Below are 22,893 nucleotides of genomic sequence, written 5' to 3' on the forward strand. Positions count from 1 at the left end.
AAGTTGTTAAAAGGGGAGGGATAACAGATAAGTTGTATGCGTTTACATCAGGATTAGTTTAGTCCGTTTATATTTAAAACGACTGATGAGGGAGGCTTAATAAATGAAGCAAATCAAACATTGGATGCTTGCTCTGGCTATGACACTGCTGCTGACGGTAGTGCCTGCGGGGACGGGGAACGCTTCAGCTGTGCTGGAAGAGGTGCCTTTTCCGATGGATTCCAGCAATCAGGCAGGGTGGTGGTCTCCTCTTGCCACTTATGGGCTTGGTTACGAGTATGCCTATATGGCCTATAACGCCCCGGGGGCCATTCCCGGTAAGCATACCGTAGCTATTGCAAGAAGAGACAACGATGGGGTATGGAGCAAGCTTCCGCTCATGGATGGGACAACCCCGGCGGAATATGTGGACGATCTCGGGCATAACCAGCCTTCTATCGCGAGAGACGGGAGCGGCCGGTTCCACGTCTTTGCTTCCATGCACAGCAATCCCTGGCGCTACTACCGCTCAGATTCGGTGGGAGGGATTCCGCAGAATCACTCGGACGAGCTGCCAACAGGCATGACGGTAACCTATCCGGTAGTGACGACTGCTCCGAATGGAGATCTGTATTTGCTGGTGCGTGTTGACAAAGACCCGGCTGGCAAAAGAGAGGCTGTTCTGTTCCGCTGGAACAATGCCGACTCCGTATGGACTCAGGTCAAGACCATTGCGGCGCATCTGAACCGGTCTGTCTACCCGGATGATTTGGTTTTTGACGCAAACGGCGACCTGCATATCTTGTTCGAGTGGGCGTACTTCGCCGCCAGTCCGCTGCGCCACCAGTTGTCCTATATGAAGTACAGCCCGTCCACAGGCGTATTCAGCAAAGCGGACGGAACTCCGGTTACAGCACCGGTCTCCCTGACTACGGCGGATATTGTGCAGCCGATGGCACCAAGCGAAGCCTATGTGCAGAGCGGCAGCGACCCCGGTGGCCCGGGTGTGCAGAGCGCCAAGATGACGCTTGACTCTGAAGGCCGGCCAGTGATTGCTTACCGTTACCGTGAGGAGGGCAGCACAAGCTTTGCTGTGAAGCAGGCCACTTACGGTGCAGGGGGCTGGAACCTCCAGACCGTCTATAACGCTGCTCCCACCAATGCGGCGATCGATGTGACCTGGACCGGGACAGCAGCCAGAATCTATTATGTCCGAAGCAGCGGAACCGATCGTGCGTTCATGGCAGTGAATACCGGCGGGGGCTGGACGGAGAGCTCGCTTGCACCGGGTATCCCGGTTGAACGGCTGGCGGTAGACCGCAGTCCGAAGGGGATTGACATCTTGTATCTGGTGGATGTAACGAATCTGAAGTTGTACTATGGGCGAAATAACTAGGCGGGTGAGGCGAGTTCCATCACATAGCTATCTACCAAGTGGAAAAGGCATTGCCGTCCTTCTAAAGGACGGCACCGTTTTAGAACGAGAAATAGAATTCAAAAAAAGAACCCGGGTGAGTGTCCGGGTTCTTTCATATTGCATCTATACATACACGATGATATAATCAACTGCGACTATTTTTAATTTTTCGAGAACATAAAAAAGGCATCATATATTTATATCGTAACACGCCGCTACAAGGATGTCAATTTATTTTTCCGCTCGATTTGTTAACGGTTTACAGATTCTACTTCACAAGTTAGGGGAGATAGGGATGCAATCACTGGTTCTAGGGCTTAAGGACATGGACAATGCACCACTGCTGCTGGTTGGCGGGAAGGGGCTGAACCTGGGCAAGCTGTCCCGAATGGAAGGCATACATGTGCCTGAAGGCTTCTGTGTGACGACGGAGGGTTATCAGGAAGCTATCCGGCACAATGAAGCGTATCATGCTTTGCTGGAACGGTTAACGGTGATGCAAGCCAAAGACCATGACCCGGCGCAACTTCTGGACATCAGCAGAGCAATCCGCCAGACGATTGAAGCATCCGAGATTCCAGCCGGAGTTGTGGCCGCAGTAACGGAGCAGCTCTCCCGGTTTGGGGAGGATCAGGCGTATGCGGTGCGCTCCAGTGCCACGGCTGAGGATCTGCCGCAGGCCTCTTTTGCCGGTCAACAGGATACATTCTTAAATATTGTGGGCCTGGACGCCATTCTGGAGCACATCCGCAAATGCTGGGCTTCGCTGTTCACGGACCGTGCAGTGAGCTACCGGATGCAACAGGGCTATGATCACAGCCAGGTCTATTTATCTGTCATTGTGCAGAAAATGGTCTTTCCGCAGGCGTCAGGTATTCTTTTCACCGCCGATCCCGTCACGAATAACCGTAAGCTGCTGTCCATTGATGCCGGGTATGGTCTGGGTGAAGCGCTGGTCTCTGGCATAGTGTCTGCGGATGTCTATAAGGTACGGGATGAGCGCATCGTGGAGCAGCGGATTGCCTCCAAAAAGCTCGCAGTCTACGCCCTGCCGCAAGGCGGTACAGAAGTCCGTCCGCTTGATCCCGTTCAGCAGGAAGCGCAGACACTTACGGAACCGCAAATTATGCAGCTCGCCCGGCTCGGGAGGCAGATTGAGGCCAGCTTCGGGGTTCCGCAGGATATCGAATGGTGCCTCGCTGATGATACCTTCTATATCGTCCAGAGCCGGCCGATTACAACTTTATATCCCATCCCTGATTCCGGTGATCAGGAGAACCGCGCGTATATCTCGGTCGGCCACGGGCAGATGATGACAGACGCGATGAAGCCGCTGGGCTTATCTTTTCACCTGATGGTTACTCCTGCCCCTATGCGTGTGGCCGGTGCCAGACTGTTCGTTGACGTCACCGCGCATTTGGCTTCACCCGCCAGACAGATGATTATCGATACGCTAGGGAAGTCCGATCCGTTGGTCAAAGATGCGCTGCTAACGATCACTCAGCGGGAGGATTTCATCCCCATGTTGCCAGCACCAGAGCCCGCACCCGGCTCCGCGACAATCAAGCCAGGCATACACATTCCCCAAGAGCAGGCACAGCTCAAGTCCGATCCTGCCATCGTTACCGAGCTGATTAAGAATAACGAAGCCTCGGTAGCGGAGCTGAAGCAGGCCATTCAGGGCAAATCCGGCGCTGCACTGTTTGATTTTATCCGGGAGGATATTAAGGAGCTTAAGCGCCTGCTGTTCAATCCGCAGAGTACGGCTGTATTCATGGCTGCAATGGATGCATCAGCGTGGTTAAACGAACATTTAAACGAGTGGCTCGGCGAAATCAACGCAGCAGATACCTTATCGCAATCGGTGGACAACAACATTACCTCAGCCATGGGTCTTGCGCTGCTTGATGTGGCTGATAGGATCCGTCCTTTTCCGCAGGTTATCGATTATTTACAGGAGCATATACAGGACGGGGATTTCCTGGCCGGACTCCTTCCATTAGAAGGCGGGCAAGTTGCCTATGCTGTGCTGACAGACTATCTCGATAAATACGGAATGCGCTGTACGGGAGAGATCGACATTACCCGAACCCGCTGGAGTGAGAACCCGGCGATTCTGATTCCTATGATTCTCAGCAATATCAGGCAGTTTGAACCAGGGGCCGGCAGCCGGAAATTCCAGCAGGGTCTTCAGGAAGCCAGGGAGAAGGAGCAGGAGATTGTTGAACGCTTGCGGTTGTTACCGGATGGCGAAGACAAGGTGCGGGAGACCAGACAACGAATCGAGCTGGTCCGTAATTATATCGGGTACCGTGAATATCCGAAATACGGGATGGTCAGCCGTTACCTGGTATACAAACAGGCGATGATGAAGGAAGCGGAGCGGCTCGTTCAAGCAGGCCTTGTTCATGACAGGGAAGATATCTTCTATCTACAATTCGAGGAACTATATGAGGCCATTCGCACTGGTGTATTCGATGACGAGCTGATTAAGAGACGCAAGAACGAGTTCCAATTAGCCGAAAAGCTTACGCCGCCCCGTGTCATCACATCCGAGGGTGAAATCCTGTCCGGCCGTTATAAACGGGAGGATCTCCCGCCCGGTGCCCTGGCAGGTCTACCTGTCTCTACAGGAATAATCGAAGGACGGGCTAGAGTGATCCTTAATATGGAGGAGGCAGAACTGGAGGAAGGGGATATCCTGGTCACCTCATATACAGACCCCAGCTGGACACCGCTATTCGTCTTCATTAAAGGGCTGGTTACCGAGGTCGGGGGGCTGATGACACACGGGGCCGTAATCGCCCGGGAGTACGGCTTGCCTGCCGTAGTCGGTGTAGAGCAGGCTACCCTGCGGATTCAGGACGGGCAACGCATTCGTGTAAATGGAAGCGCAGGATATGTCGAGCTGCTATAATGTTTCATTAAAGACTATTATTGCGGCAAGGGGGAGCACCGGAACATGATTATATCACTTGAAAATGTATCCTGGCGGCGTGAGCAGACAATGATTTTGCACGAGATGAATTGGCAGGTGGAGAAGGGACAGCACTGGTGTATAGTCGGTCTGAACGGCTCAGGCAAGACGACCATGCTGAACGTCGTGAATGGCTATATCTGGCCAACCCAAGGTCAAGTAGAGGTGCTTGGCCACCGGTTCGGTGATGTAGACCTTAGGGAGCTGCGCAAGCGGATCGGCTGGGTCAGCACCTCATTGCAGCAGAAGCTGTACGGCCATCAGACGGTGATGAACATTATTCTGAGCGGCAAATTCGCCACGATCGGGCTGTACGACAAGACGGAAGAAGAGGATCTGAAGCAGGCAGAGGAGCTGTTGGAATTCCTGGATTGCTCGGCCCTGGCCACACGTACTTATGATACCTTATCACAGGGGCAGCGCCAAAAGATCCTTATCGCACGCGCGCTGATTGCTAATCCTGAGCTGCTTATTCTGGACGAGCCGTGCACGGGGCTGGATATTTTTGCACGGGAGCAGTTACTGCAGATGATCGAGAAGATCACTAAGCAGGAAGGCGGACCGACCTTACTATATGTGACTCATCATATTGAGGAGATTACGCTCTGCTTCACCCATACCCTGCTGGTTAAGAAGGGGGAAATCTATAAAGCCGATGAGACAGCAGAGTGCCTGAAGTCCGGGGTGCTCAGTGATTTCTTTGACACCCCGGTTGAGGTGCAGGAGCACCATAACCGCAAATGGCTGACATTGGGGTGAAAATACATTGCAGAGAAGGCATAATCGTCTTTTTCAAGCGGGGATTGATCTTCAGAGGCGTTTAACTTAGCGTAACGGACTGAGGTGCTATTTATTTATGGTATCATCGCACACGACAAATAGTGATTCTGTACCCGGGAGACACGCCGTGTCCATTCCATCAAGTCCGCAATATTGTGTAGGGTAGGACCATAAAAACCACAATATTAGGAGGAATGGCTTATGGCAGATGAAGGATGCAATCAGACCGCTTCCGGAGCTTGCTCACATGCAGAGGGGAACTCCACGACCGCCAGCGGGTTTGCTTCTCACGCTGAGGGCTATGAGACAACAGCCAGCGCTTCTGCGGCACATGCGGAAGGTTACCAGACCATTGCATTTTTGGACACGGCCCATGCCGAAGGGAATGGGACACTTGCTACAGCACCAGCCGCACATGCGGAAGGCTACAAGACCTATGCAATCAGTGACGCTGCCCATGCTGAGGGCGGTTTAACTGTTGCTTCCGCACCTCAATCTCACGCTGAGGGTGCGCAGACGACTGCTTCGGGTGTGGCTTCACACGCAGAGGGCAATCAGAGCACTGCAAGCGGTGAATACTCCCACGCCGAAGGCTTCTTGACTGTAGCTGCTGGTCCTGCAGCTCATGCAGAAGGATTCAACACTCAGGCCAATGGGCTTTCTTCACATGCGGAGGGTGCCTTGACTGAGGCCAATGGAACCTTTTCCCATGCAGAAGGTTTTTCTTCAGTTGCAGGTGCTCAGAACTCTCATGCTGAAGGTAATTCTACAGTTGTTCATGAAGAACACCCTAATTCACACATTATGGGCTCGAATGGTGAGACTGTATTTCCCGATTCTTGGCATTTAGCTAATGGGAATGAAGACACTCTTGGCTTGGCTGCTGTTCTTCAAGGGTCTTCCGGAAATCTATTCTTACAAGGCACGGTAATGCCTTTAGGTGCCGATTATGCCGAAATGTTTGAGACAGTGGACGGGTTGCCGATCGAGCCGGGCTATTTCGTAACCACAGAGGGTGAGCAGGTCAGAAAAGCAACTCCGGCAGATCAATACATCCTGGGTGTGGTCAGTGCAAATCCTTCTGTACTTGGCGACTCAAGCCCTTTGAACTGGACGGGCAAATATGAAAAGGATGAATGGGGCAGGGTTAAATATGAAGATCGGGAAGTGAAAGCGGTAATAGACAGCGAGGGCAAAGTTCTGGCGCCTGCGTATACTAAGAGCTCGGCTGTTGTCAATCCTGAGTATGTCCCTTCTCAGACGTATGTGCCACGGATTGATCGTCCGGAATGGGTAGCTGTAGGAACCATGGGCAAGCTTCTTGTCCGGGATGACGGGACCTGCCAGGTGAACGGATATTGTATGCCTGGTGAGAACGGAGTGGCGACTGCTTCAGTCGAAGGGTACCGGGTTCTTGCGAGAACAGCGCCAGATCAAATTAAAATTTATGTGAAATAAATGGTTCTGCAAACGAGCGCAGTTCAAAAATGTAAGGCAGCAATTCTCCTGTTACGGAGGTCTGCTGCCTTTGCTATGGAGGTAACCCTAAAATATAGGCTAGAAATTATTGATACTTCGGAAGCCAGTCTCCATGGGCCACGATCAGATCATCGCACATGCTGACAATATCGTCCATCGACAGCTCGGCGGCGGTATGCGGGTCCAGCATAGCGGCGTGGTAGATATGGTCTTTTTTGCGAGTCATAGCGGCTTCTATGGTCAGGAGCTGGGTGTTGATGTTGGTCCGGTTCAGCGCTGCGCACTGCGGTGGCAGATCACCTACGAAGGTTGGCGTTACGCCGCTTCTGTCCACGAGGCAAGGCACCTCGACGCAGGCTTCACGCGGCAGATTGGTGATCAGCCCTGTGTTCATTACATTGCCGCCGATCTTGAACGGCACGTCCGTCTCCATGGCTTCCAGGATGTAAGAGGCATACTCATGGGAACGCTCATGCTTCAGATCCTGGTTGTTCACCAGCTCTCCGCGCATCTGCTCCCACTGCTTGATCTGTTCCACGCAGCGGCGCGGGTATTCGTCCAGCGGAATCTGGAAGCGTTCGATCAGCTCCGGGTAGTTCCGCTTGATGAAGTATGGATGGTACTCGGCGTTATGCTCGGAGGACTCGGTAATGTAATAGCCGAATTTCAGCATCATCTCATAGCGGACCATGTCGTAGTGAGGCTCGAGCTGCTTCTCGGCCGCACGCCGTTTGATCTCCGGGTACAGGTCCTCGCCGTCTTTGGTGACTTCAAGCAGCCAGGCCATGTGGTTGATGCCGGCGATTTTGGCTTGAACACCGGTCTTATCGATGCCGAGGTGATCGAACAATCCAGGAATACACTGCTGTACACTGTGGCACAGGCCGATGGTATTCACGCCGCCGTAGGTATTCATGACATTTGTTAGAACGGCCATCGGGTTCGTATAATTCAGGAACAGCGCATCCGGGCACACCTCACGGATATCCGCTGCAAAATCCAGCATAACCGGAATGGTACGCAGATTGCGGAAGATGCCGCCAATGCCTACCGTGTCAGCGATTGTCTGGCGCAGGCCGTATTTCTTCGGAATCTCAAAATCGGTAATCGTACAAGGATCATATCCGCCAACCTGAATGGCATTCACTACATATTTGGCACCGCGCAGCGCTTCCTTGCGGTCAGTATACGTATGGACGGTACAAGTGCTGCCGCTGCTTTTCTTCAGATTCTGAAGCATGCTGGCAGAGTCATTCAGACGCTGGAGATCGATATCATATAGGGCAAGCTCGAAGCCCTGCAGAGCGGGCGTAGCCATGATATCTCCGAGGACGTTTTTGGCGAATACTGTACTTCCGGCACCGATAAATGTAACTTTAGACATAAGTGATTAGCCTCCTGTAAGATGCGTAACAAGCCTTCCGTCATACGGCCGCTTGCCGAAGAGTTTGACGGAAATGTGCTGGAACAGAAGCTTTTTACGCTAATTTCTACTATAATCACTATAGAATAGAACCGCTGCGCGGGCTATGGAGAAAGACAAGATACATATGGAGGAATGTTGCATGGACCCGGAGCATTATGAATTCACCCTGGGCATCAACCTGAAGCCGGAGGAGCAGGAGCTGTCCGTGCTTTTCAGCGGGGAAGGGAAGCCGCATCCCGGCCACACTGTCGGGCCGTCTGTACATGATTTTTACCTGATCCATACCGTTCTGGAGGGCCGGGGACGGTTCGAGAGCGACACATTCTCGGCGGAGTGCAACGCAGGAGACACTTTCGTGATAATTCCCGGAATGTTATTCAGCTATAAGGCGGATACGGACATCCCGTGGCATTATGCGTGGGTCGCCTTGCAGGGCATCGGCGTGCTGGATCAGCTCCGGGCGGTCGGCATTACAAGGGAGCGGCCCTTCGCACGTTCGGATATGGTCCCGGAGCTGCATCACCTTTATACCGGTATCCGGCAATCTTTCAAGCAATCCGCATATCCAAGGCTGGAGAGCCTGGAAGCTTCCGGCTGGGTGCGGCTGCTTCTTCACCGGATCGGGCGGGACAATCTGGGCGAATTGCCGCCGCACCCGACCGAAATGCCCGAGATGATAGACCGGCAGATTGACCAGGCGATCCGCTGGATTACGCTGCAATTCCACCAGCAGCTCAGCATTGATCACATCGCGTCTTCGCTCGGCTATCACAGGGTTCATCTGTCTAAGGCCTTCAAGCAGCGGACCGGAATGTCACCGAAGCAATATCTGCTCAAAGTGAGGATGGACAAGGCCAAAGAGCTGCTCGCAAGCACGCTGACCATCGAACAGGTGGCCTCCTCGGTCGGCTTTAATGATGCCCTGTATTTCTCCAAGCAATTCCGCAAAGTTGCGGGGATGCCGCCGAGTGAATACCGGGCCGGACTTAGAAACGGAAATTAGTATGAGACCAACCAAGAGGGAGAAAAAATGATGATGAAGCCGCAAGTACAAAGAATCCGCGATCTCACATTGGTGCGCAGAGGAGAGGGCCGCTTGCTGGTTATCGGCTGTGATTCCAGCGCCAGCATCGGGAATAAGCCGATGGATGCGGTGCAGACCCCACCTGCTGTTGCAGGATATTATGCTGCCAGAGTTGCAGTAATGGAGGTGCTCTCTGTGGGGGCGGAGATCTTAACGGTCATCGATACCCTGGCGGTAGAGAAGGAGCCTACAGGGAATGAGATTATCCGGGGCATTCACAAGCTGCTTGCGGAAGCCGGATTAACTGCCGCCCATGTGAACGGCAGCACCGAGGATAATTTTGTGACCTGCCAGACAGGTATAGGAATCACTGTAATCGGGGAAGCGGATGAGACGCAGTTGAAGGTGGGGCGTTCACAGGGCGGAGACTGTATCGTGATGCTGGGCGAACCGCTGGTCGGAAACTCTGTTCTGGAGCAGGAAGCAAGCTTGTGTACCATCCGGCAGCTTCAGCTGCTCGCAGCTGCGCCGGAGGTCCATGATATTCACCCGGTCGGCTCTAAGGGAGCAGGGTATGAGGCGGAGCTGCTCGCGGAGCTGAACGGCAGCGGCTTCCGGCCGGTGCCTGGAATAGCAGATAAGCTACAGGCATCCGGGGGGCCGGCGACAGCGGTGATTTTTGCGGCAGAGGAACGTAGGATTAGAGAACTTCAGTCCAGAATAGGCGGCAAAATGGAGATTATCGGTTATTTGCAGGATTGACCGGCCTGCGGAAGGTGAATACCGGTGCGAACAAGGCGGCTTTGATTAAGCCACCTCTGCCTTGCCGGCAAATAAATGGATAAACGTATCTTAATTTCCCGCTTTCCGAGGAATGTCCTGAAACAAGTGGAAAAACAGCAACTGCTGCTCACGGATTGGGCCGTTTGGGGTAACGTGTAAGTATTTAAGTGCCGTTTTTCCAATTGGTTCTCCAGCGTGGCCCATACGTTCCTCAGCAAGTGGAGAAAATCCAACTAAATGCGCTCCAGCAAACGTACATATCTCAGTTTCATCCTCTATCCAAGCGCAACCTTCACTGCCAGCCCCTTGCAGACTGCGGGGTGGTGTGAGCTGGATGTACAATTCTTCTATTAAGTGTTCAATCAGCATAAGCCACAAAGCGCAGGAATTGACATCATTAAAATTTGAAGTTATTATAGACACGTATTGTCCTTAATCAAGGCAATCCAGATTGCGTGATGCAGATGTGCATCACAGATTAGCGTTACAGATTGGATGATGCAGATGTGCATTACAGAATGTGCAATATAGATCTGCGACACATGTGAGCGATGGTGATGCGTGTCTAATTTTTTGAGATAATTACAGACTACAGAAGTCTCTAATATCCGCGAAAACTGCCCGCTGTCATACATCTCCCCCCAACACCCACCATACACAAGGAGGAATTACAAATGAAGAACCTGGAGAATATCGATGCCGCAAATGAAGTTGCGGATGTAGTCATTATCGGAGGAGGGCCTGCCGGGCTTAATGCTGCGCTGATGCTGGGCCGGGCACGCAAACAGACGATGGTTATTGATGCCGGGCGTCCGCGTAATGCGGTCACCCGGGAGGCGCATGGTTTCCTGACCCGGGACGGAATTGCTCCGTTTGAACTCCGGCGGATTGCCATAGAACAGCTTGGGGCTTATCCGTCTGTCTCACACGTTGAAGATACAGTTGTGTCCATTACCGGGGAGGACGGGGCCTTCCTGCTGCAGACAGCTTCAGGGCTTAAGATCACCAGCAAGAAGCTGCTGTTTGCCGCAGGCATGAAGGACCGCAGGCTGGACATTCCGGGGCTTGCCGAGGTCTATGGGAAAAGCGCCTTTGTCTGCCCGTACTGCGATGGCTGGGAATTAAGAGATCAGCCCCTGGTTGTCATCAGCAGGGGGGCTGCACTCATGCATCTGGCGCCGCTGTTATACGGTTGGACGAAGCAGTTCGCGGTCTGCACGAATGGCCCTGATGAGCTCACAGAAGCGGAACGCGAAGAATTGCGCACTCATGATATCCCGTTATTCGATGCTCCGATTCGCGAGATTTCTTCCAGTGAGGGCATGGTTAACCATGTGAAGCTTAAGGATGGAACAGAGATTCCGTGTACCGGCATCTTCTTCAAGCCCGAGCTGGCTCCGGGAACGGATCTGCCAGAGTCCCTGGGCTGCCGGATAACCGAGATGGGCGTCCTTGAAGTTAACGAGTTCGCTCAGACCAGCGTGCCCGGGATCTACGCCGCCGGAGATGCCGCTACCATGATGCATCAGTCTATTGCCGCTGCCGCATCAGGGGCACTGGCCGCTGCTGCACTGAACGGTGAGCTGAACCGGGCAGCCTGGAAGGCCGGGCTTGCATAATTTTTCCCCCAATAGCACAGGATAACATTACTATGAAACTGGAATTCAAGGCATAGAGCAGGGGGGAGTACACATGAATGCAGCAACGGATAAGGAACAGCATATCCTGTTAACTCGGCGGTTGGCAGAGAACGAGCAGGTCCTGCGCGATGCTTTTGCGGGCTGTGATGATATTGTGTTCCATTCGTTTCAGACCATTAATCGTACTTCCGCACTCTGTGTCTACTGTTCCGGACTCTGTAATACTGAGCGGCTGGAGCAGCAGGTGCTGGCTCCGCTGGAGCAGGCCGGTCTGGAGATTGAACCGGCAGAAGCGTTACCTGCCCAGCTTCCGGTCTCCTCGATTAACCGGATCGAGACAGCAGAGCAGGCCATTGAAGCTGTTCTGGACGGCGAAGCTGTGCTGCTGCTGGAAGGACAGGCTTCAGGTACAGGTTATCCGCTATATAAGGTGCCTACACGGACCCCGGAAGAACCGGCAGCAGAGTCCACTGTACGCGGAGCCCGTGACGGATTTACCGAAACCCTCGCCTCGAATCAGTCTCTGCTGCGTATGCGGCTGAAGACGCCTTCGCTCAAGCTGCACACCAAGAAAATCGGGGAGTACAGCCACACGAATGTGATCCTTGCCTATGTAGAAGGCATTATTCAGCCGGAACTGGTCAATGAAGTCAATAAACGGCTGAGCCGCCTGAATATCAAAGATGTGCTGGAGAGCCAGTATATCGAGCAGGGCATCATTGACCAGCCCTTTTCGCCGTTTCCGCAGATGATTGCCACCGAGCGCCCGGATGTGGTGGTCTCCAATCTGCTGGAGGGCCGGTTTGCACTCTTAATTGACGGGACTCCCTTCAGTCTGATTGCCCCGGTTAACATGTTCTCCATGCTGCAATCCCCTGAAGATTACTACGAGAACATTTACATGAGTATTTTTGTCCGCTGGCTCAGATATATCTTCTATGCCTTATCGCTCCTGCTCCCCTCAGCTTATGTAGCCATCACTACCTTCCATCAGGAGATGATCCCCACCGTGCTGCTGCTGAGTATCGCGCGGGCGAGAGAAGAGATCCCTTTTCCGGCCCTGGTGGAAGCCCTTATTATGGAGATCGCCTTCGAGGCGCTGCGGGAGGCCGGCGTCCGGCTGCCTAAGCAGATTGGTTCTGCTGTCAGCATCGTGGGCGCGCTAATTATAGGCCAAGCTGCTACCACTGCGGGAATTGTCTCTGCGCCAATGATTATTATCGTGGCGATTACGGGCATCGCTTCCTTCATGGTTCCGCGTTATTCAGCCAGTATCGCGACCCGGCTGCTGCGCTTCCCCATGATGGTTCTGGCAGGCACGCTGGGGCTGATCGGCGTTATGCTGGGCATCATCCTGGTGGTCATTCATCTCAGCAGTCTGCGTTCGTTCGGCAGGCCCTATCTGTCACCGGCAGCTCCGACGTTCAGCAAGGGCTTGAAGGATGTATTGTGGATCTCCCAGCCGCGGAGCAAATGACGGCAACCGGACTTCACCAGAGAAGAGGATACTTATGTTGACTGACAAAGGGAAAATATCGGTTACCCAGTTGGCCTTCCTGGTCTTTCCGTCCATTCTCGCTACAGCTATTCTGTCTGTCCCCGGGATCACCATGCATTATGCGGGACATGATATGTGGCTATCGCCCATCCTGGGCTCGCTGGTTGGAGTAACGGTCATTGGGATCTCGCTTGGACTTAACCGGCTTTATCCCGGAAAGACCATTATGCAGTCCAGTCTGTTAATCGCCGGGTGGCTGCCGGGCAAGCTCATCGGGCTGGGTTTTCTGCTCTATCTCCCCCATCTGAACGGTCTGATTATCCTGGAGTATGGCGAGTTTATTCTGAATAATGCGCTTCCTAAGACTCCGCTGCTTGTTATTATAAGCTCCATGGTTATCGTCTGTGCGATCAATGTCAGGCTGGGGATTGAGGTGGTCAGCCGAACCGCGCAGGTGTTCGTTACACTGCTGGTGGTGATGCTCTGCCTAATCTTTGTCCTTCTGACCGGGGAGCTACGGCCTGCGGAGCTGCTTCCGTTCATGGAGAACGGATTCGTGCCCATTGTCAAAGGCGCTGTGGCTCCGTCTGCATGGTTCAGTGAATATATTGTGCTGGCCTTTCTGCTGCCCTATGTCAACAGTAAGAAACACCTTACCCGGACAATGCTTGTCTCACTTGTGGTCACAACTGCGGCGATGAGTCTTACCAATTTGTTCTGCTTGCTGCTGATGGGGGATTTGACGGACAGCTTTGCTTATCCGGTGATGATTGCTGCCCGTTACATTACCATTGCCGATTTCCTGCAGCATATCGAGGCTCTGATCATTGCGATCTGGATCTTCGGGATTTTTGTCAAAATCTCTGTCTTTCTCTACATCTTCGCCGCTTCGGCCGCAGAATGGTTCGGACTGGACGATTATAAACCGCTGGTGATTCCGCTGGCTTTCTTAAGTATTGTGTTCTCGTATTGGGTAGTGTCCGGTGCCTCAGGGGTCGCTGCGCTGGTGAGTGCTTCAGCGAATATATATACCATGCTGTTCCTGGTCGGGCTTCCTGCCGCAGTCTATGGACTGGCCCTGCTGAAGAGGGGGCTGAAGCGGCAGAACAAAGGATGAAGATAAGGAGGGAGGGCTATGCGGGGCTGCAGGACCTTAATCATGCTGCTGCTAAGCAGTGTACTGCTGACCGGCTGCTGGGACCGGACGGAGATCAATGACCTGGCGATCGTACTGGCAACCGGCGTGGATTATAAGGATGGTCAGGCGCAGTTGACGGCCCAGATCTTCATTCCGCGCAAAGGAGGGGGAGGCTCGGAGAGCGGCGGAGCCGGCGAAGGCGCAAGGGGGGTCACTATGATCCGCACCGCTGAAGGGGATAACATTGCGGAAGCCTTGAACCGGCTGCAACGGAAGGTGGCCCGGCATATGTTCTGGGGCCAGTGTGAGGTCATTGTAATCAGTGAAGAGGCAGGAAAGCAGGGGCTGCGCGAGTATATCGACTTTCTCCTGCGTTATCCGCAATTCCGTGAGCATGCATATGTCTTCTCCAGCCAGGAATCTGCCAAGGATATTCTTGCCTTGCTGGACCCGCTGGAGCGGAGCACCTCCGAATCCCTCCGGGAAATGGCGAATATGAACCTGGGCACACGCGTGACGCTGCTGGAATTGTCCCAATCCATTCAAGGTGCCAGCGGCTCGGCTGTTTTAACCCGTATTCTGATTGCTCCTCCAGAACCGAATGACGGTCCTAATGCGACTACACCCTTCCTCAAAGGAATAAGCCTGTATAAACATGGCCGCTATGCACTCACTGTGAAAGAACCGGTCAGCCTTGGGGTGCTGCTGATGATTAATGAACTGAATAACATTATAATACCGGTTAAGCTGGATCAGCAGAAGGGCACCTTCTCGATTCAGCCTAAGAGTATAACCACTACTCTAACCCCGAGAATTGTGAACCGGGAATGGTTGATGAAGATACGGATTGTGGCCAAGGGCGAGGTGGTCATGAATACAACCGATGCCAATCTGACCGATCCGGCGAAGATGATTGAGCTGAATCAGGCGTGGGAAGACAAACTGAAGGAGCTCGCCCGGCAAGCTCTCCAAATGTCTCAGCAAGAGCAGAAAACCGATTTCTTCCGGTTCGCCGATACCTTCCGCAGACATTACCCGCAGGAGTGGAAGGCGAAAAAGGAGCAATGGGAGGCAATGTACCCCCAGTTACAGGTGGATGTCTCCGCCAAGACAAGTATTACTGGTAACGGAAGATCAACCGGCCCTCAGGGCATCCCGGAGCAATCGGCTGACTGACAGAGGCTGCGCCTTAATTCCAGCAACCATAAAAGGATGTGGGAAACATGAAACTGGTAATGATCCTGGGCATTCTGCTGCTGTCCGCTTCAATTATCATTATTGAATTCCGGGGCAGTAAGGATAAGAAAACCAGAAAGGTTATCGCAGGCATCACCCTTGCTACGGCGGGGCTTACCATTCTTCTTTTATTTCAACCAGGATTGCCGGGTCCCACCGAGATGGTGAAGCTGTTGTTCGGCCAGATCGATCTGATCATGAAATGAAGCTTAAGGCAGCTCCTTCACGGGGCTGTCTTTTAAGTTATTACCAAATTCATTTAAGCGATTACATTTTCTTATTCCCGGGCGCAGCTATAATGAAAAACAGGAGAGCTCCTTAATACAGCCGAAGGGATGGTAGAAATGAAAGCGGTTTTAAACAGTCAGCAAGACCAAATCGGATTAGCACGCAAACACACCTTTTGGCTCAGGATCAGGAGAGATGCGATACTTTATATCCTTTTGCTGCTGCCACTCCTGTACATTGCTATTTTTAAATATGCTCCAATCTATGGCTTGGTGATGGCCTTTCAGGATTACAATATTTTTCAGGGGACGAGTGGAAGCGAATGGGTCGGACTGGATGTGTTCCGGTTTATTTTTGAGCAGGACAGCTTCTACCGTGCCCTTAAAAATACGCTGGTCCTGAACGTGCTGGATCTGGTGGCAGGCTTCCCGGCCCCGATTATCCTGGCGATTCTGCTTAACGAGGTCCGGATGGCCAAATTCAAAAAAGTGACACAGACCGTGCTCTATTTGCCGCACTTCATGTCCTGGGTCATCATCGGCGGGATCGTCTATCTGATGTTCTCGAACGGCGGGATGGTCAATCACTTCCTGGATAGTCTGGGGCTGGAGAAGATTGAATTTCTCTCCCAGCGGGTCCCGTGGCTGATCACTTACATTACGGTGGGGGTATGGCAGAACATCGGTTGGGGGACGATCATTTATCTGGCGGCCATTACCGGTATCAACAAGGAGCTGTATGAAGCGTCTGATATGGACGGCTGCAGCAGAATCCGTAAAATGTGGCATATCACCCTCCCCGGCATCAAATCCACGATTAATATCCTGCTGATTCTCCAGATTGGCAGAATGGTCTCGATCGGGTTCGACCGCCCCTTTGTGATGGGGAATTCACTGGTCAGCGAATATTCCGATGTCATCAGTACCTTCGTGTACAGAGTGGGGATCAGCTCGGGAGACTTCTCCCAGGCTACGGCCGTCGGGCTGTTCCAGTCCGTGGTAGGTCTGATCCTGCTGATCGGTGCCAACTTTGTTGCGAAGAGATTAGGTGAGGATGGGATATGGTGAAAATGGCAGACACGATAAGAACGAGACGGATCGGCCGGAAAACAAGTGTGGCGGACATCGCCATTATAGTATTTATTGTAGCTTTATCGTTTACCTGCATCGTTCCATTCCTATACATGATAGCGCTTTCCTTCAGCTCCAACGAAGCGATTATCGCGCAAAAGGTAGGCTTGTGGCCGGTAGGCTTCACCGTCGAGACCTATAAGACGATTCTGAGCGATGTCTCTATGCTGTATACGCTGGGCTATAGTATTGTCCTGACGATTTTTTACACCGTGGTGTGTATGTTCCTGACGATCTGTGCGGCGTATCCTTTAACGAAAAAGCGGCTATGGGGCAGAAACTTCCTGCTATCCGCTCTCGTCTTCACCATGTATTTCAGCGGCGGTCTGATTCCTTCCTACATCCTGATCAAGAACCTGGGGATGATGGATACGATCTGGAGTCTGGTGCTGCCGGGCGCAATGAGTGTATTCAACCTGATTATCCTGAAAACCTTCTTCAGCTCTCTTCCCGAGAGTCTGGAGGAATCAGCCGCCATTGACGGGTGTACGGATCTGGGAATACTTCTCCGCATTGTGCTGCCGCTCTCACTGCCTTCCATTGCCACCTTAAGCCTCTTCTATGCGGTAGACCGGTGGAACGGATTCCAGGATGCCTTATTCTATATTACCAAAAAAGAGCTTTATCCCATGCAGCTCAAGCTGTACCAGATCATCTCAGCCAACCAGCAGCTGGACAGCCAGCAGGGCGGTGAGGGCGGCGCAGGCGCGTTCATTGTTCCGGAGTCGCTGAAGGCGGCAAGCGTCATGTTCACTACCATTCCGATTCTGCTGATCTACCCTAAGCTGCAGAAATATTTCGTAGACGGTGTCATGACGGGCGCGATCAAGGGCTAAAGCGGGTATACTCTGCGGAAGGGGGGAGGCCGGAGCGGCGGAAGTTGAAGCTGCCGGGGCAAGGAAGCTATAATCTTCATTACTATCATGATAAGGGATGAAAGGGTGGTATACCGTGAAGACAGGCATTAAGAAAGTATCGGCTGTTCTGTGCAGCACCGTGCTGCTGGCCGGCGTTGCAGCAGGCTGCGGCGGCAATGATAAAGAGAGTACAGAGCCAGCCGCGCCAGGAGCGTCAAATGCAGCAAAGTCCCCGTCTGATCCTCCTGCCAAGCTGACCGTAGAGGTGTTCGACAGAGGGGTTCAGGGCCAGCCGGATCTGAACAATAATACCTGGACCAAATACGTCAATGAGCATTTCGGCAAGCCGAATAACGCCATTGTGGAATATGTACCGGTCCCCCGGTCGCAAGAGGTCGATAAGCTGAACGTATTAATGGCTGCGGGCCAGGCTCCAGACATCTCGTTCACCTATGACGGAACGCTGGTTACCCGTTTTGCCAAAAGTGACGGTCTCTACACGCTCGACGAGCTGCTGGATACTCACGGCCAGCAACTGAAGGCTTATCTCGGGGAGAACGTTCTCGCTTACGGCAAATATAAAGATAAGCAGGTATCGATTCCGGGTAAGCGTACCCTGCTCGCCTGGAACGGGATGTTCATCCGTAAGGATTGGCTCGACAAGCTGGGAATGCCGCTCCCAACCAACCGAGATGAGCTGTACAATACGCTGGTGGCCTTCCGCGACAAGAACCCTGGCAACGTGAACGGCGTCATTCCGTGGGCAACGGCGGCGGCAGGCATGAACTACACCTTCGGCAACCTGGTTCAATCCTTCTGGGGCGAGATGTCAGAGGAGGAATTCGTCACCATGCCTAACTGGCTGAAGCCGGGCAACAAAGACGCATACAAATGGCTGAACAAGCTGTATAATGAGAAGCTGATCAGCCCTGATTTTGCCCTGGACAAAACGACCAAGCAAGCAGATGCCGATGTCACCAACGGCAAGGTAGGCTTCTATGCCGCCAACTGGGATTATCCGATGACCCAGAAAATCCGTGAACCGCTGAAGCAAAATGCGCCGGACGCCAACTATATTCCGATTGATACCTTCAAAAATGCAGAAGGCAAATACATCAAAGAGGTATATAATGAGAATGGAATATTCTCCTTCATCCCTAAGAGCAGCAAGAATGCTGAGCTGGCGGTCAAATACCTGAACTGGATGGCGGACCCGGAAGTGATGTTCTTCCTGCAGTTCGGTGAAGAAGGCGTTAACCATACGATGAAGGATGGTATCCCGCAGGGGATTTCACAGACCGGCGAGAATATGATGACAAGTAATCTGAATATGGATTATACCGTGATTGTTAACGGCGCTGAGCTGGGCGACACCGAGAAGAACGTCAAAACCTATGCCGCAGCCCTCGCCTCCGGGGATAAGCAATATGAGTCCCTCGCGATGGAATCCTACAAAATCAACACGACAGACGGCTATTCATCCTTCTATTACGGGGTTCCTAACGAAGCTAATATCAAGTACGGCAAGACGCTTGGCGACATGAACAAGCAAATGATTGACCGTCTGATCGTAGCCAAGGAGTCCGAGTTCGACGCCTTGTACGAGAAGCTGGTGAAAGAATACATGGATGCCGGCGGCAAAGCGGTTCAGGATGAGAATGTGAAGAACTACAGGGAAGTCACGGCGAATAAGAAATAACACCTGAAATACGGATAAACCACTGGCTGTTCATCTGCGTGGTTTATCCGCATTTTCTTGGCCTAATCACATCAGAAGAATCCACAGCCGCAGGAGGAGACCCATGTACAAGGTCATGATTGTAGATGATGAGTCGTGGGCGATTAAAGGGATCAGTAACGCCTTTGACTGGGAGCAGTATGGCTTTGAAATTTCGGGACAGTTCACAAGTGCCTCCCAGGCGTGGGAAGCCATCGCCTTGCAGGAGCCGGATCTGGTGGTCACAGATATCCGGATGCCGGAGATTTCCGGGCTCGATCTGATGAAGCTGGCCAAAGCGAAGGGCATAGACACGGAATTCGTCATTATAAGCGGGTATGCGGAATTTGAATATGCCCAGGAAGCGCTGCGCTACGGGGCCTTAGATTATTTCCTGAAGCCGCTGGATGTGGATATGACCGATTCGTTCCTGGCGAAGCTCGCCCTGCACTTCTCCCGGCGAAGTGCGGCGCGCAATCACCTTCTATTGGATGCGCTTACCTCGGCAGATGAAGATGAGATCAGGCGCTGTCTTCCTGCCGGCATGAGTGCAGGCTGCTGCCAGGTGCTTGCTGTCCATTATGAGGCAGAGCGGCCGAAGCTCAGCGAACTGCTGAAGCTGGACGGGCAGCCGGTTCATATGCTGGAGGTAGAGAACGGAGCGAGCACGCTGCTGGCTGTTCTATTAACGGAGCAGAAGAGTGAGCTGGAAGGAATTGCAGCTGAATGGCCTGCGGCCGCGGGCAATCCAGGGTTTTCTGTGGTGGGGATCAGCAGCATCGGCAGCGGGCTCAAGCAGATCAGCAAGCTGATCAAGGAAGCGGAGCTCGCGGCCTCCCGGGTATTCGTGGATGAAGCTTCCGGCGCCGTTCACTACAATCCCAAGCTTCCTCTGGTGAAGCCCTGCATAGATGAGCTGCATACTATTGTACATGGTAATCAGTTCAACAGCATTGAGACCTATACCCTGGGCCTGCAGGAATACTTCAGGCTTCATGAGCTGGGAATGAGCGAGGTTGTCTACTTATGGAATCAGGCTGTCGGACTTCTGATCAGCGCCTATCCTGAAGAACTCAGGGACATGGAGCTGGAATTCCTGAATTATGCCGAGCTGAAGGAGCGGTTCGAAGACCTGGAGTCGCTGTGCTGCTTCCTGCACGACGTTCTTACAGTGCTCCGGCAAGGGAATAGCCGTGCTTTGCAGGAAGGGGATATTCTATCCTGCTTCAACCGGATGATCGCCTATATCGACCGGAATTATGAGCAGAAGCTGTATCTGAAGGAGCTGTCGGTCCAGTTCTTCATCAATCAGGTGTATTGCTGTCAATTGTTCAAGAAGAACCTGGGCAAAACCTTCTCTGAATATGTAGCCGAGCTGAGGATCGGGAAAGCCCGCTCGCTTTTGAAGCAGACAGACCTGTCCATTGAGAACATTGCCATCCAGTCCGGGTATGTAGATTACTATTATTTCAATAAGGTGTTCAAGAAGCACTGCGGGATGACGCCCGCCAAATTCAGAAAAAGGGAAGCCGAACGGAGCAGCAGGCCATGAAGACCGGCAAGGTGAAATTGAAGCATCAGCTATGGCTGTTCATTGTGTGTTCCATCCTGATCTTCATGGTCATGGAGTTCTACTTCTTCTACAGCTTCTCGAATCTGACACAGAAACGGGCGGTCACCTACAGCAATAAGATGATTGAGCAAACCCGCCGCAAGATTGATTCGGTGTTCAATGATATCCGGGTCAGCACCGGCTTTGCGGTCAACAGCAAGCTGATCCAGGAATTCACTCTCGCCGATGATGACTACAAAAGAGCGTTCGACAGTGCTCCTTATGCACTGGATCTCATGGAATATATGCGGTCCTTCAATTCGTATGTGAAAGGCATCATGATCAATGACCTCCAGGGACGGCGCCTCTCCAGCGAGGATTCTGCAAGCGGCGATATTTTTTATATTAACCTGTATGAGACCTTCATCCGCCCGTACAAGAACGATCCCGCGCTTCGCCAGAAGGGGAAGTTCACCGCCATTCTGAGGGATGACCGGACAGGCACAGAACACTTCTTCTATATTGCTCCCATTGTGGAGTCCATCGGGGGCGTCCATTTCTCGCAGATTACAGGTTACTGCATGGTGATGGTCAATATGGACAAAATGCAGGGACTGGTGGCCAACACGGAATTAACGCAGAACTCCACCCTGTATATCCTGAATAACCGGGATGAGGTGGTTGCCTCCACCAATTCCTATGCGCGGGGCAATGTGATCAAAGATGTGCTGTCTATGGACAAGAACCAATTGCTTAACGGGGTAAAAGCAACGATCGGCGGTAAGGAGGTTCTCGTTCAGGTCAAGGGGCTGGAGCAGGCTGACGGGTGGCGGGTGGTCAGTATAATTCCGGTGCAGGAGCTGACTGCCGATATGATCCCCATGCGCAAGGTCAGCATTATCGTGGGCCTTGGTATTATTGTGAGTATGATTATTACAGGCAGCTTCTTCATGCACAATCTGATGCGCCCCCTGATGGGGCTGGTCATGGATATGAAGAAGGTGGCTGGGCGGGACAGAGGCTTCCGGATCAAAGTCCGGTTCACCAACGAGGTGGGCCTGCTTGCCCAGGATATTAACCGGATGATGGATGAGATGGACGAAATGACCCGGGAGATGTTCAATACCCAGGCCAGACTATACGAATCCGAGCTGAGCCAGAAGCAGGCGGAGTTCTCTGCCCTGCAGAGCCAGATTAACCCCCACTTCCTGTATAATACGCTAAATTGTATCAGCAGCATCGGACTGGAGTACGGAAGCCGGGAGATTGCGCAAATTACGTACTGCATGTCTAAGATCTTCCGCTACAGCATCAAGAAGGATGACCTTGTGCAGATCCGGGAAGAGGTGGACTGCATTCAAGCATACATGAAGATTATTCTGATCCGCTACGAGAATAAATTCTCCTTGTCACTCGATGTGGAGGAGAGCCTGCTTGTGCTGCAGACGCCCAAGATGATTCTCCAGCCCATCGTGGAGAATTCGGTCTATCACGGGCTGGAGCGGATGGATCAGGGCGGTAGCCTTCAGATTACCGGGAGAGTGGATGAGTCCGGGGATGTGTGCTTCAGTATTATGGATACCGGCAGAGGAATGGAGCCAGAGGAGCTGGCTGCCCTTCAGGCCAAGCTTGGCCAGGAGCCTAAGGAGCTTGCCCTGACCGGGCAATCGGCGCAGGGCATCGGGCTGCTGAATATTCATAACCGGCTGCGCCATCTGTTCGGAGAAAGCTACGGACTTACCGTTGACAGCCGGTTAGGCTATGGGACAACCGTGAACGTGAAGATTCCGAAGCTGACGGGCAGCCTGGTCCCGGAACAATAGATTACACACAAGTAGGGAAGGTAAGCAGCGCATTTACGGGATGGGGAAATAGCAAGCAAGTGTGGAACAGGGTACCTCCATTTAGCGGGAGGTGCCCTGTTTGGCTGTAAGGGAGGGCTTAGCCGCACACCGCCGCTGTAACGGAGAAGGCCTTTGGATGATTCTGGCGGAATGAGGCAACGGATGATTAAGATCGGAAGGTAAGAGTG

The 22,893-nt window shown here is 52.7% G+C and carries 17 protein-coding genes; 16 read left to right on the forward strand and 1 reads right to left on the reverse strand.

Translation table 11 applies throughout. From position 1 onward, the window contains the following. The first annotated feature begins 103 nt into the window (after positions 1-103). The 4 genes from NSS83_RS02545 to NSS83_RS02560 all read left to right on the forward strand — a co-directional run bounded on the left by NSS83_RS02545 (position 104) and on the right by NSS83_RS02560 (position 6,611). On the forward strand, positions 104-1,375 hold the full coding sequence (locus tag NSS83_RS02545) for a BNR-4 repeat-containing protein (protein ID WP_341185900.1): 1,272 nt from the start codon (positions 104-106) through the stop codon (positions 1,373-1,375). Between the two features lie 316 nt (positions 1,376-1,691). Continuing rightward, positions 1,692-4,313, forward strand: a complete 2,622-nt coding sequence (ppsA, locus tag NSS83_RS02550; protein WP_341185899.1) for a phosphoenolpyruvate synthase — start codon at positions 1,692-1,694, stop codon at positions 4,311-4,313. A gap of 45 nt (positions 4,314-4,358) precedes the next feature. Further along, positions 4,359-5,132 carry an ABC transporter ATP-binding protein gene (locus NSS83_RS02555; RefSeq protein WP_341185898.1) on the forward strand — a complete coding sequence of 258 codons (774 nt, stop codon included), beginning with the start codon at positions 4,359-4,361 and terminating at the stop codon, positions 5,130-5,132. 222 nt (positions 5,133-5,354) lie between these two features. After that, on the forward strand, positions 5,355-6,611 hold the full coding sequence (locus tag NSS83_RS02560) for a peptidase G2 autoproteolytic cleavage domain-containing protein (protein WP_341185897.1): 1,257 nt from the start codon (positions 5,355-5,357) through the stop codon (positions 6,609-6,611). A gap of 106 nt (positions 6,612-6,717) precedes the next feature. On the opposite strand, the gene NSS83_RS02565 is transcribed toward NSS83_RS02560, so the two are convergent. Then, positions 6,718-8,016 carry an alpha-glucosidase/alpha-galactosidase gene (locus tag NSS83_RS02565; RefSeq protein ID WP_341185896.1) on the reverse strand — a complete coding sequence of 433 codons (1,299 nt, stop codon included), beginning with the start codon at positions 8,014-8,016 and terminating at the stop codon, positions 6,718-6,720. Between the two features lie 181 nt (positions 8,017-8,197). Between NSS83_RS02565 and NSS83_RS02570 the strand changes: the two genes are divergently transcribed. The 12 genes from NSS83_RS02570 (at position 8,198) to NSS83_RS02625 (ending at position 22,684) form a co-directional block, all read left to right on the forward strand. Then, positions 8,198-9,061 carry an AraC family transcriptional regulator gene (locus tag NSS83_RS02570; RefSeq protein ID WP_341185895.1) on the forward strand — a complete coding sequence of 288 codons (864 nt, stop codon included), beginning with the start codon at positions 8,198-8,200 and terminating at the stop codon, positions 9,059-9,061. Positions 9,062-9,088: 27 nt separating this feature from the next. Continuing rightward, positions 9,089-9,844, forward strand: a complete 756-nt coding sequence (locus tag NSS83_RS02575; protein ID WP_341347611.1) for an AIR synthase related protein — start codon at positions 9,089-9,091, stop codon at positions 9,842-9,844. 695 nt (positions 9,845-10,539) lie between these two features. Further along, positions 10,540-11,484 (forward strand): NAD(P)/FAD-dependent oxidoreductase, encoded by a 945-nt coding sequence (locus NSS83_RS02580; RefSeq protein ID WP_341185892.1) that lies wholly within the window; start codon positions 10,540-10,542, stop codon positions 11,482-11,484. A gap of 73 nt (positions 11,485-11,557) precedes the next feature. Then, positions 11,558-12,982, forward strand: coding sequence for a spore germination protein (locus NSS83_RS02585; protein WP_341185891.1), 1,425 nt, complete (start codon positions 11,558-11,560; stop codon positions 12,980-12,982). 34 nt (positions 12,983-13,016) lie between these two features. Further along, positions 13,017-14,120: an endospore germination permease gene (locus tag NSS83_RS02590; protein WP_341347612.1), complete on the forward strand. Its 1,104-nt coding sequence runs from the start codon at positions 13,017-13,019 to the stop codon at positions 14,118-14,120. A gap of 18 nt (positions 14,121-14,138) precedes the next feature. Further along, positions 14,139-15,317 carry a Ger(x)C family spore germination protein gene (locus NSS83_RS02595; protein WP_341185889.1) on the forward strand — a complete coding sequence of 393 codons (1,179 nt, stop codon included), beginning with the start codon at positions 14,139-14,141 and terminating at the stop codon, positions 15,315-15,317. A gap of 47 nt (positions 15,318-15,364) precedes the next feature. Then, positions 15,365-15,583, forward strand: a complete 219-nt coding sequence (locus tag NSS83_RS02600) for a hypothetical protein (RefSeq protein WP_341185888.1) — start codon at positions 15,365-15,367, stop codon at positions 15,581-15,583. Between the two features lie 138 nt (positions 15,584-15,721). After that, positions 15,722-16,672, forward strand: coding sequence for an ABC transporter permease subunit (locus tag NSS83_RS02605; RefSeq protein WP_341185887.1), 951 nt, complete (start codon positions 15,722-15,724; stop codon positions 16,670-16,672). Beyond that, positions 16,666-17,571 carry a carbohydrate ABC transporter permease gene (locus NSS83_RS02610; RefSeq protein WP_341185886.1) on the forward strand — a complete coding sequence of 302 codons (906 nt, stop codon included), beginning with the start codon at positions 16,666-16,668 and terminating at the stop codon, positions 17,569-17,571. The genes NSS83_RS02605 and NSS83_RS02610 overlap by 7 nt, the downstream gene beginning before the upstream one ends. Before the next feature lie 115 nt (positions 17,572-17,686). After that, positions 17,687-19,291: an extracellular solute-binding protein gene (locus NSS83_RS02615; protein WP_341347613.1), complete on the forward strand. Its 1,605-nt coding sequence runs from the start codon at positions 17,687-17,689 to the stop codon at positions 19,289-19,291. A 103-nt stretch (positions 19,292-19,394) separates the two neighbouring features. Next, complete coding sequence (locus tag NSS83_RS02620; RefSeq protein WP_341185884.1) at positions 19,395-20,861, forward strand: response regulator; 1,467 nt, start codon at positions 19,395-19,397, stop codon at positions 20,859-20,861. Then, positions 20,858-22,684, forward strand: coding sequence for a sensor histidine kinase (locus NSS83_RS02625; RefSeq protein ID WP_341185883.1), 1,827 nt, complete (start codon positions 20,858-20,860; stop codon positions 22,682-22,684). The genes NSS83_RS02620 and NSS83_RS02625 overlap by 4 nt, the downstream gene beginning before the upstream one ends. The last annotated feature ends 209 nt before the right edge of the window (positions 22,685-22,893 follow it).

Origin of the sequence: Paenibacillus sp. FSL H3-0469 (assembly GCF_038051945.1) — a bacterium.
Classification (GTDB): domain Bacteria; phylum Bacillota; class Bacilli; order Paenibacillales; family Paenibacillaceae; genus Paenibacillus_AQ.

Coding starts and splice junctions, on each gene's coding strand:
- NSS83_RS02555 (WP_341185898.1), top strand. CDS start 4,359: ATGATTATATCACTTGAAAATGTATCCTGGCGGCGTGAGCAGACAATG.
- NSS83_RS02580 (WP_341185892.1), top strand. CDS start 10,540: ATGAAGAACCTGGAGAATATCGATGCCGCAAATGAAGTTGCGGATGTA.
- NSS83_RS02625 (WP_341185883.1), top strand. CDS start 20,858: ATGAAGACCGGCAAGGTGAAATTGAAGCATCAGCTATGGCTGTTCATT.
- NSS83_RS02595 (WP_341185889.1), top strand. CDS start 14,139: ATGCGGGGCTGCAGGACCTTAATCATGCTGCTGCTAAGCAGTGTACTG.
- NSS83_RS02565 (WP_341185896.1), bottom strand. CDS start 8,016: ATGTCTAAAGTTACATTTATCGGTGCCGGAAGTACAGTATTCGCCAAA.
- NSS83_RS02575 (WP_341347611.1), top strand. CDS start 9,089: ATGATGATGAAGCCGCAAGTACAAAGAATCCGCGATCTCACATTGGTG.
- NSS83_RS02605 (WP_341185887.1), top strand. CDS start 15,722: ATGAAAGCGGTTTTAAACAGTCAGCAAGACCAAATCGGATTAGCACGC.
- NSS83_RS02560 (WP_341185897.1), top strand. CDS start 5,355: ATGGCAGATGAAGGATGCAATCAGACCGCTTCCGGAGCTTGCTCACAT.
- NSS83_RS02545 (WP_341185900.1), top strand. CDS start 104: ATGAAGCAAATCAAACATTGGATGCTTGCTCTGGCTATGACACTGCTG.
- NSS83_RS02620 (WP_341185884.1), top strand. CDS start 19,395: ATGTACAAGGTCATGATTGTAGATGATGAGTCGTGGGCGATTAAAGGG.
- ppsA (WP_341185899.1), top strand. CDS start 1,692: ATGCAATCACTGGTTCTAGGGCTTAAGGACATGGACAATGCACCACTG.
- NSS83_RS02585 (WP_341185891.1), top strand. CDS start 11,558: ATGAATGCAGCAACGGATAAGGAACAGCATATCCTGTTAACTCGGCGG.
- NSS83_RS02600 (WP_341185888.1), top strand. CDS start 15,365: ATGAAACTGGTAATGATCCTGGGCATTCTGCTGCTGTCCGCTTCAATT.
- NSS83_RS02570 (WP_341185895.1), top strand. CDS start 8,198: ATGGACCCGGAGCATTATGAATTCACCCTGGGCATCAACCTGAAGCCG.
- NSS83_RS02610 (WP_341185886.1), top strand. CDS start 16,666: ATGGTGAAAATGGCAGACACGATAAGAACGAGACGGATCGGCCGGAAA.
- NSS83_RS02590 (WP_341347612.1), top strand. CDS start 13,017: ATGTTGACTGACAAAGGGAAAATATCGGTTACCCAGTTGGCCTTCCTG.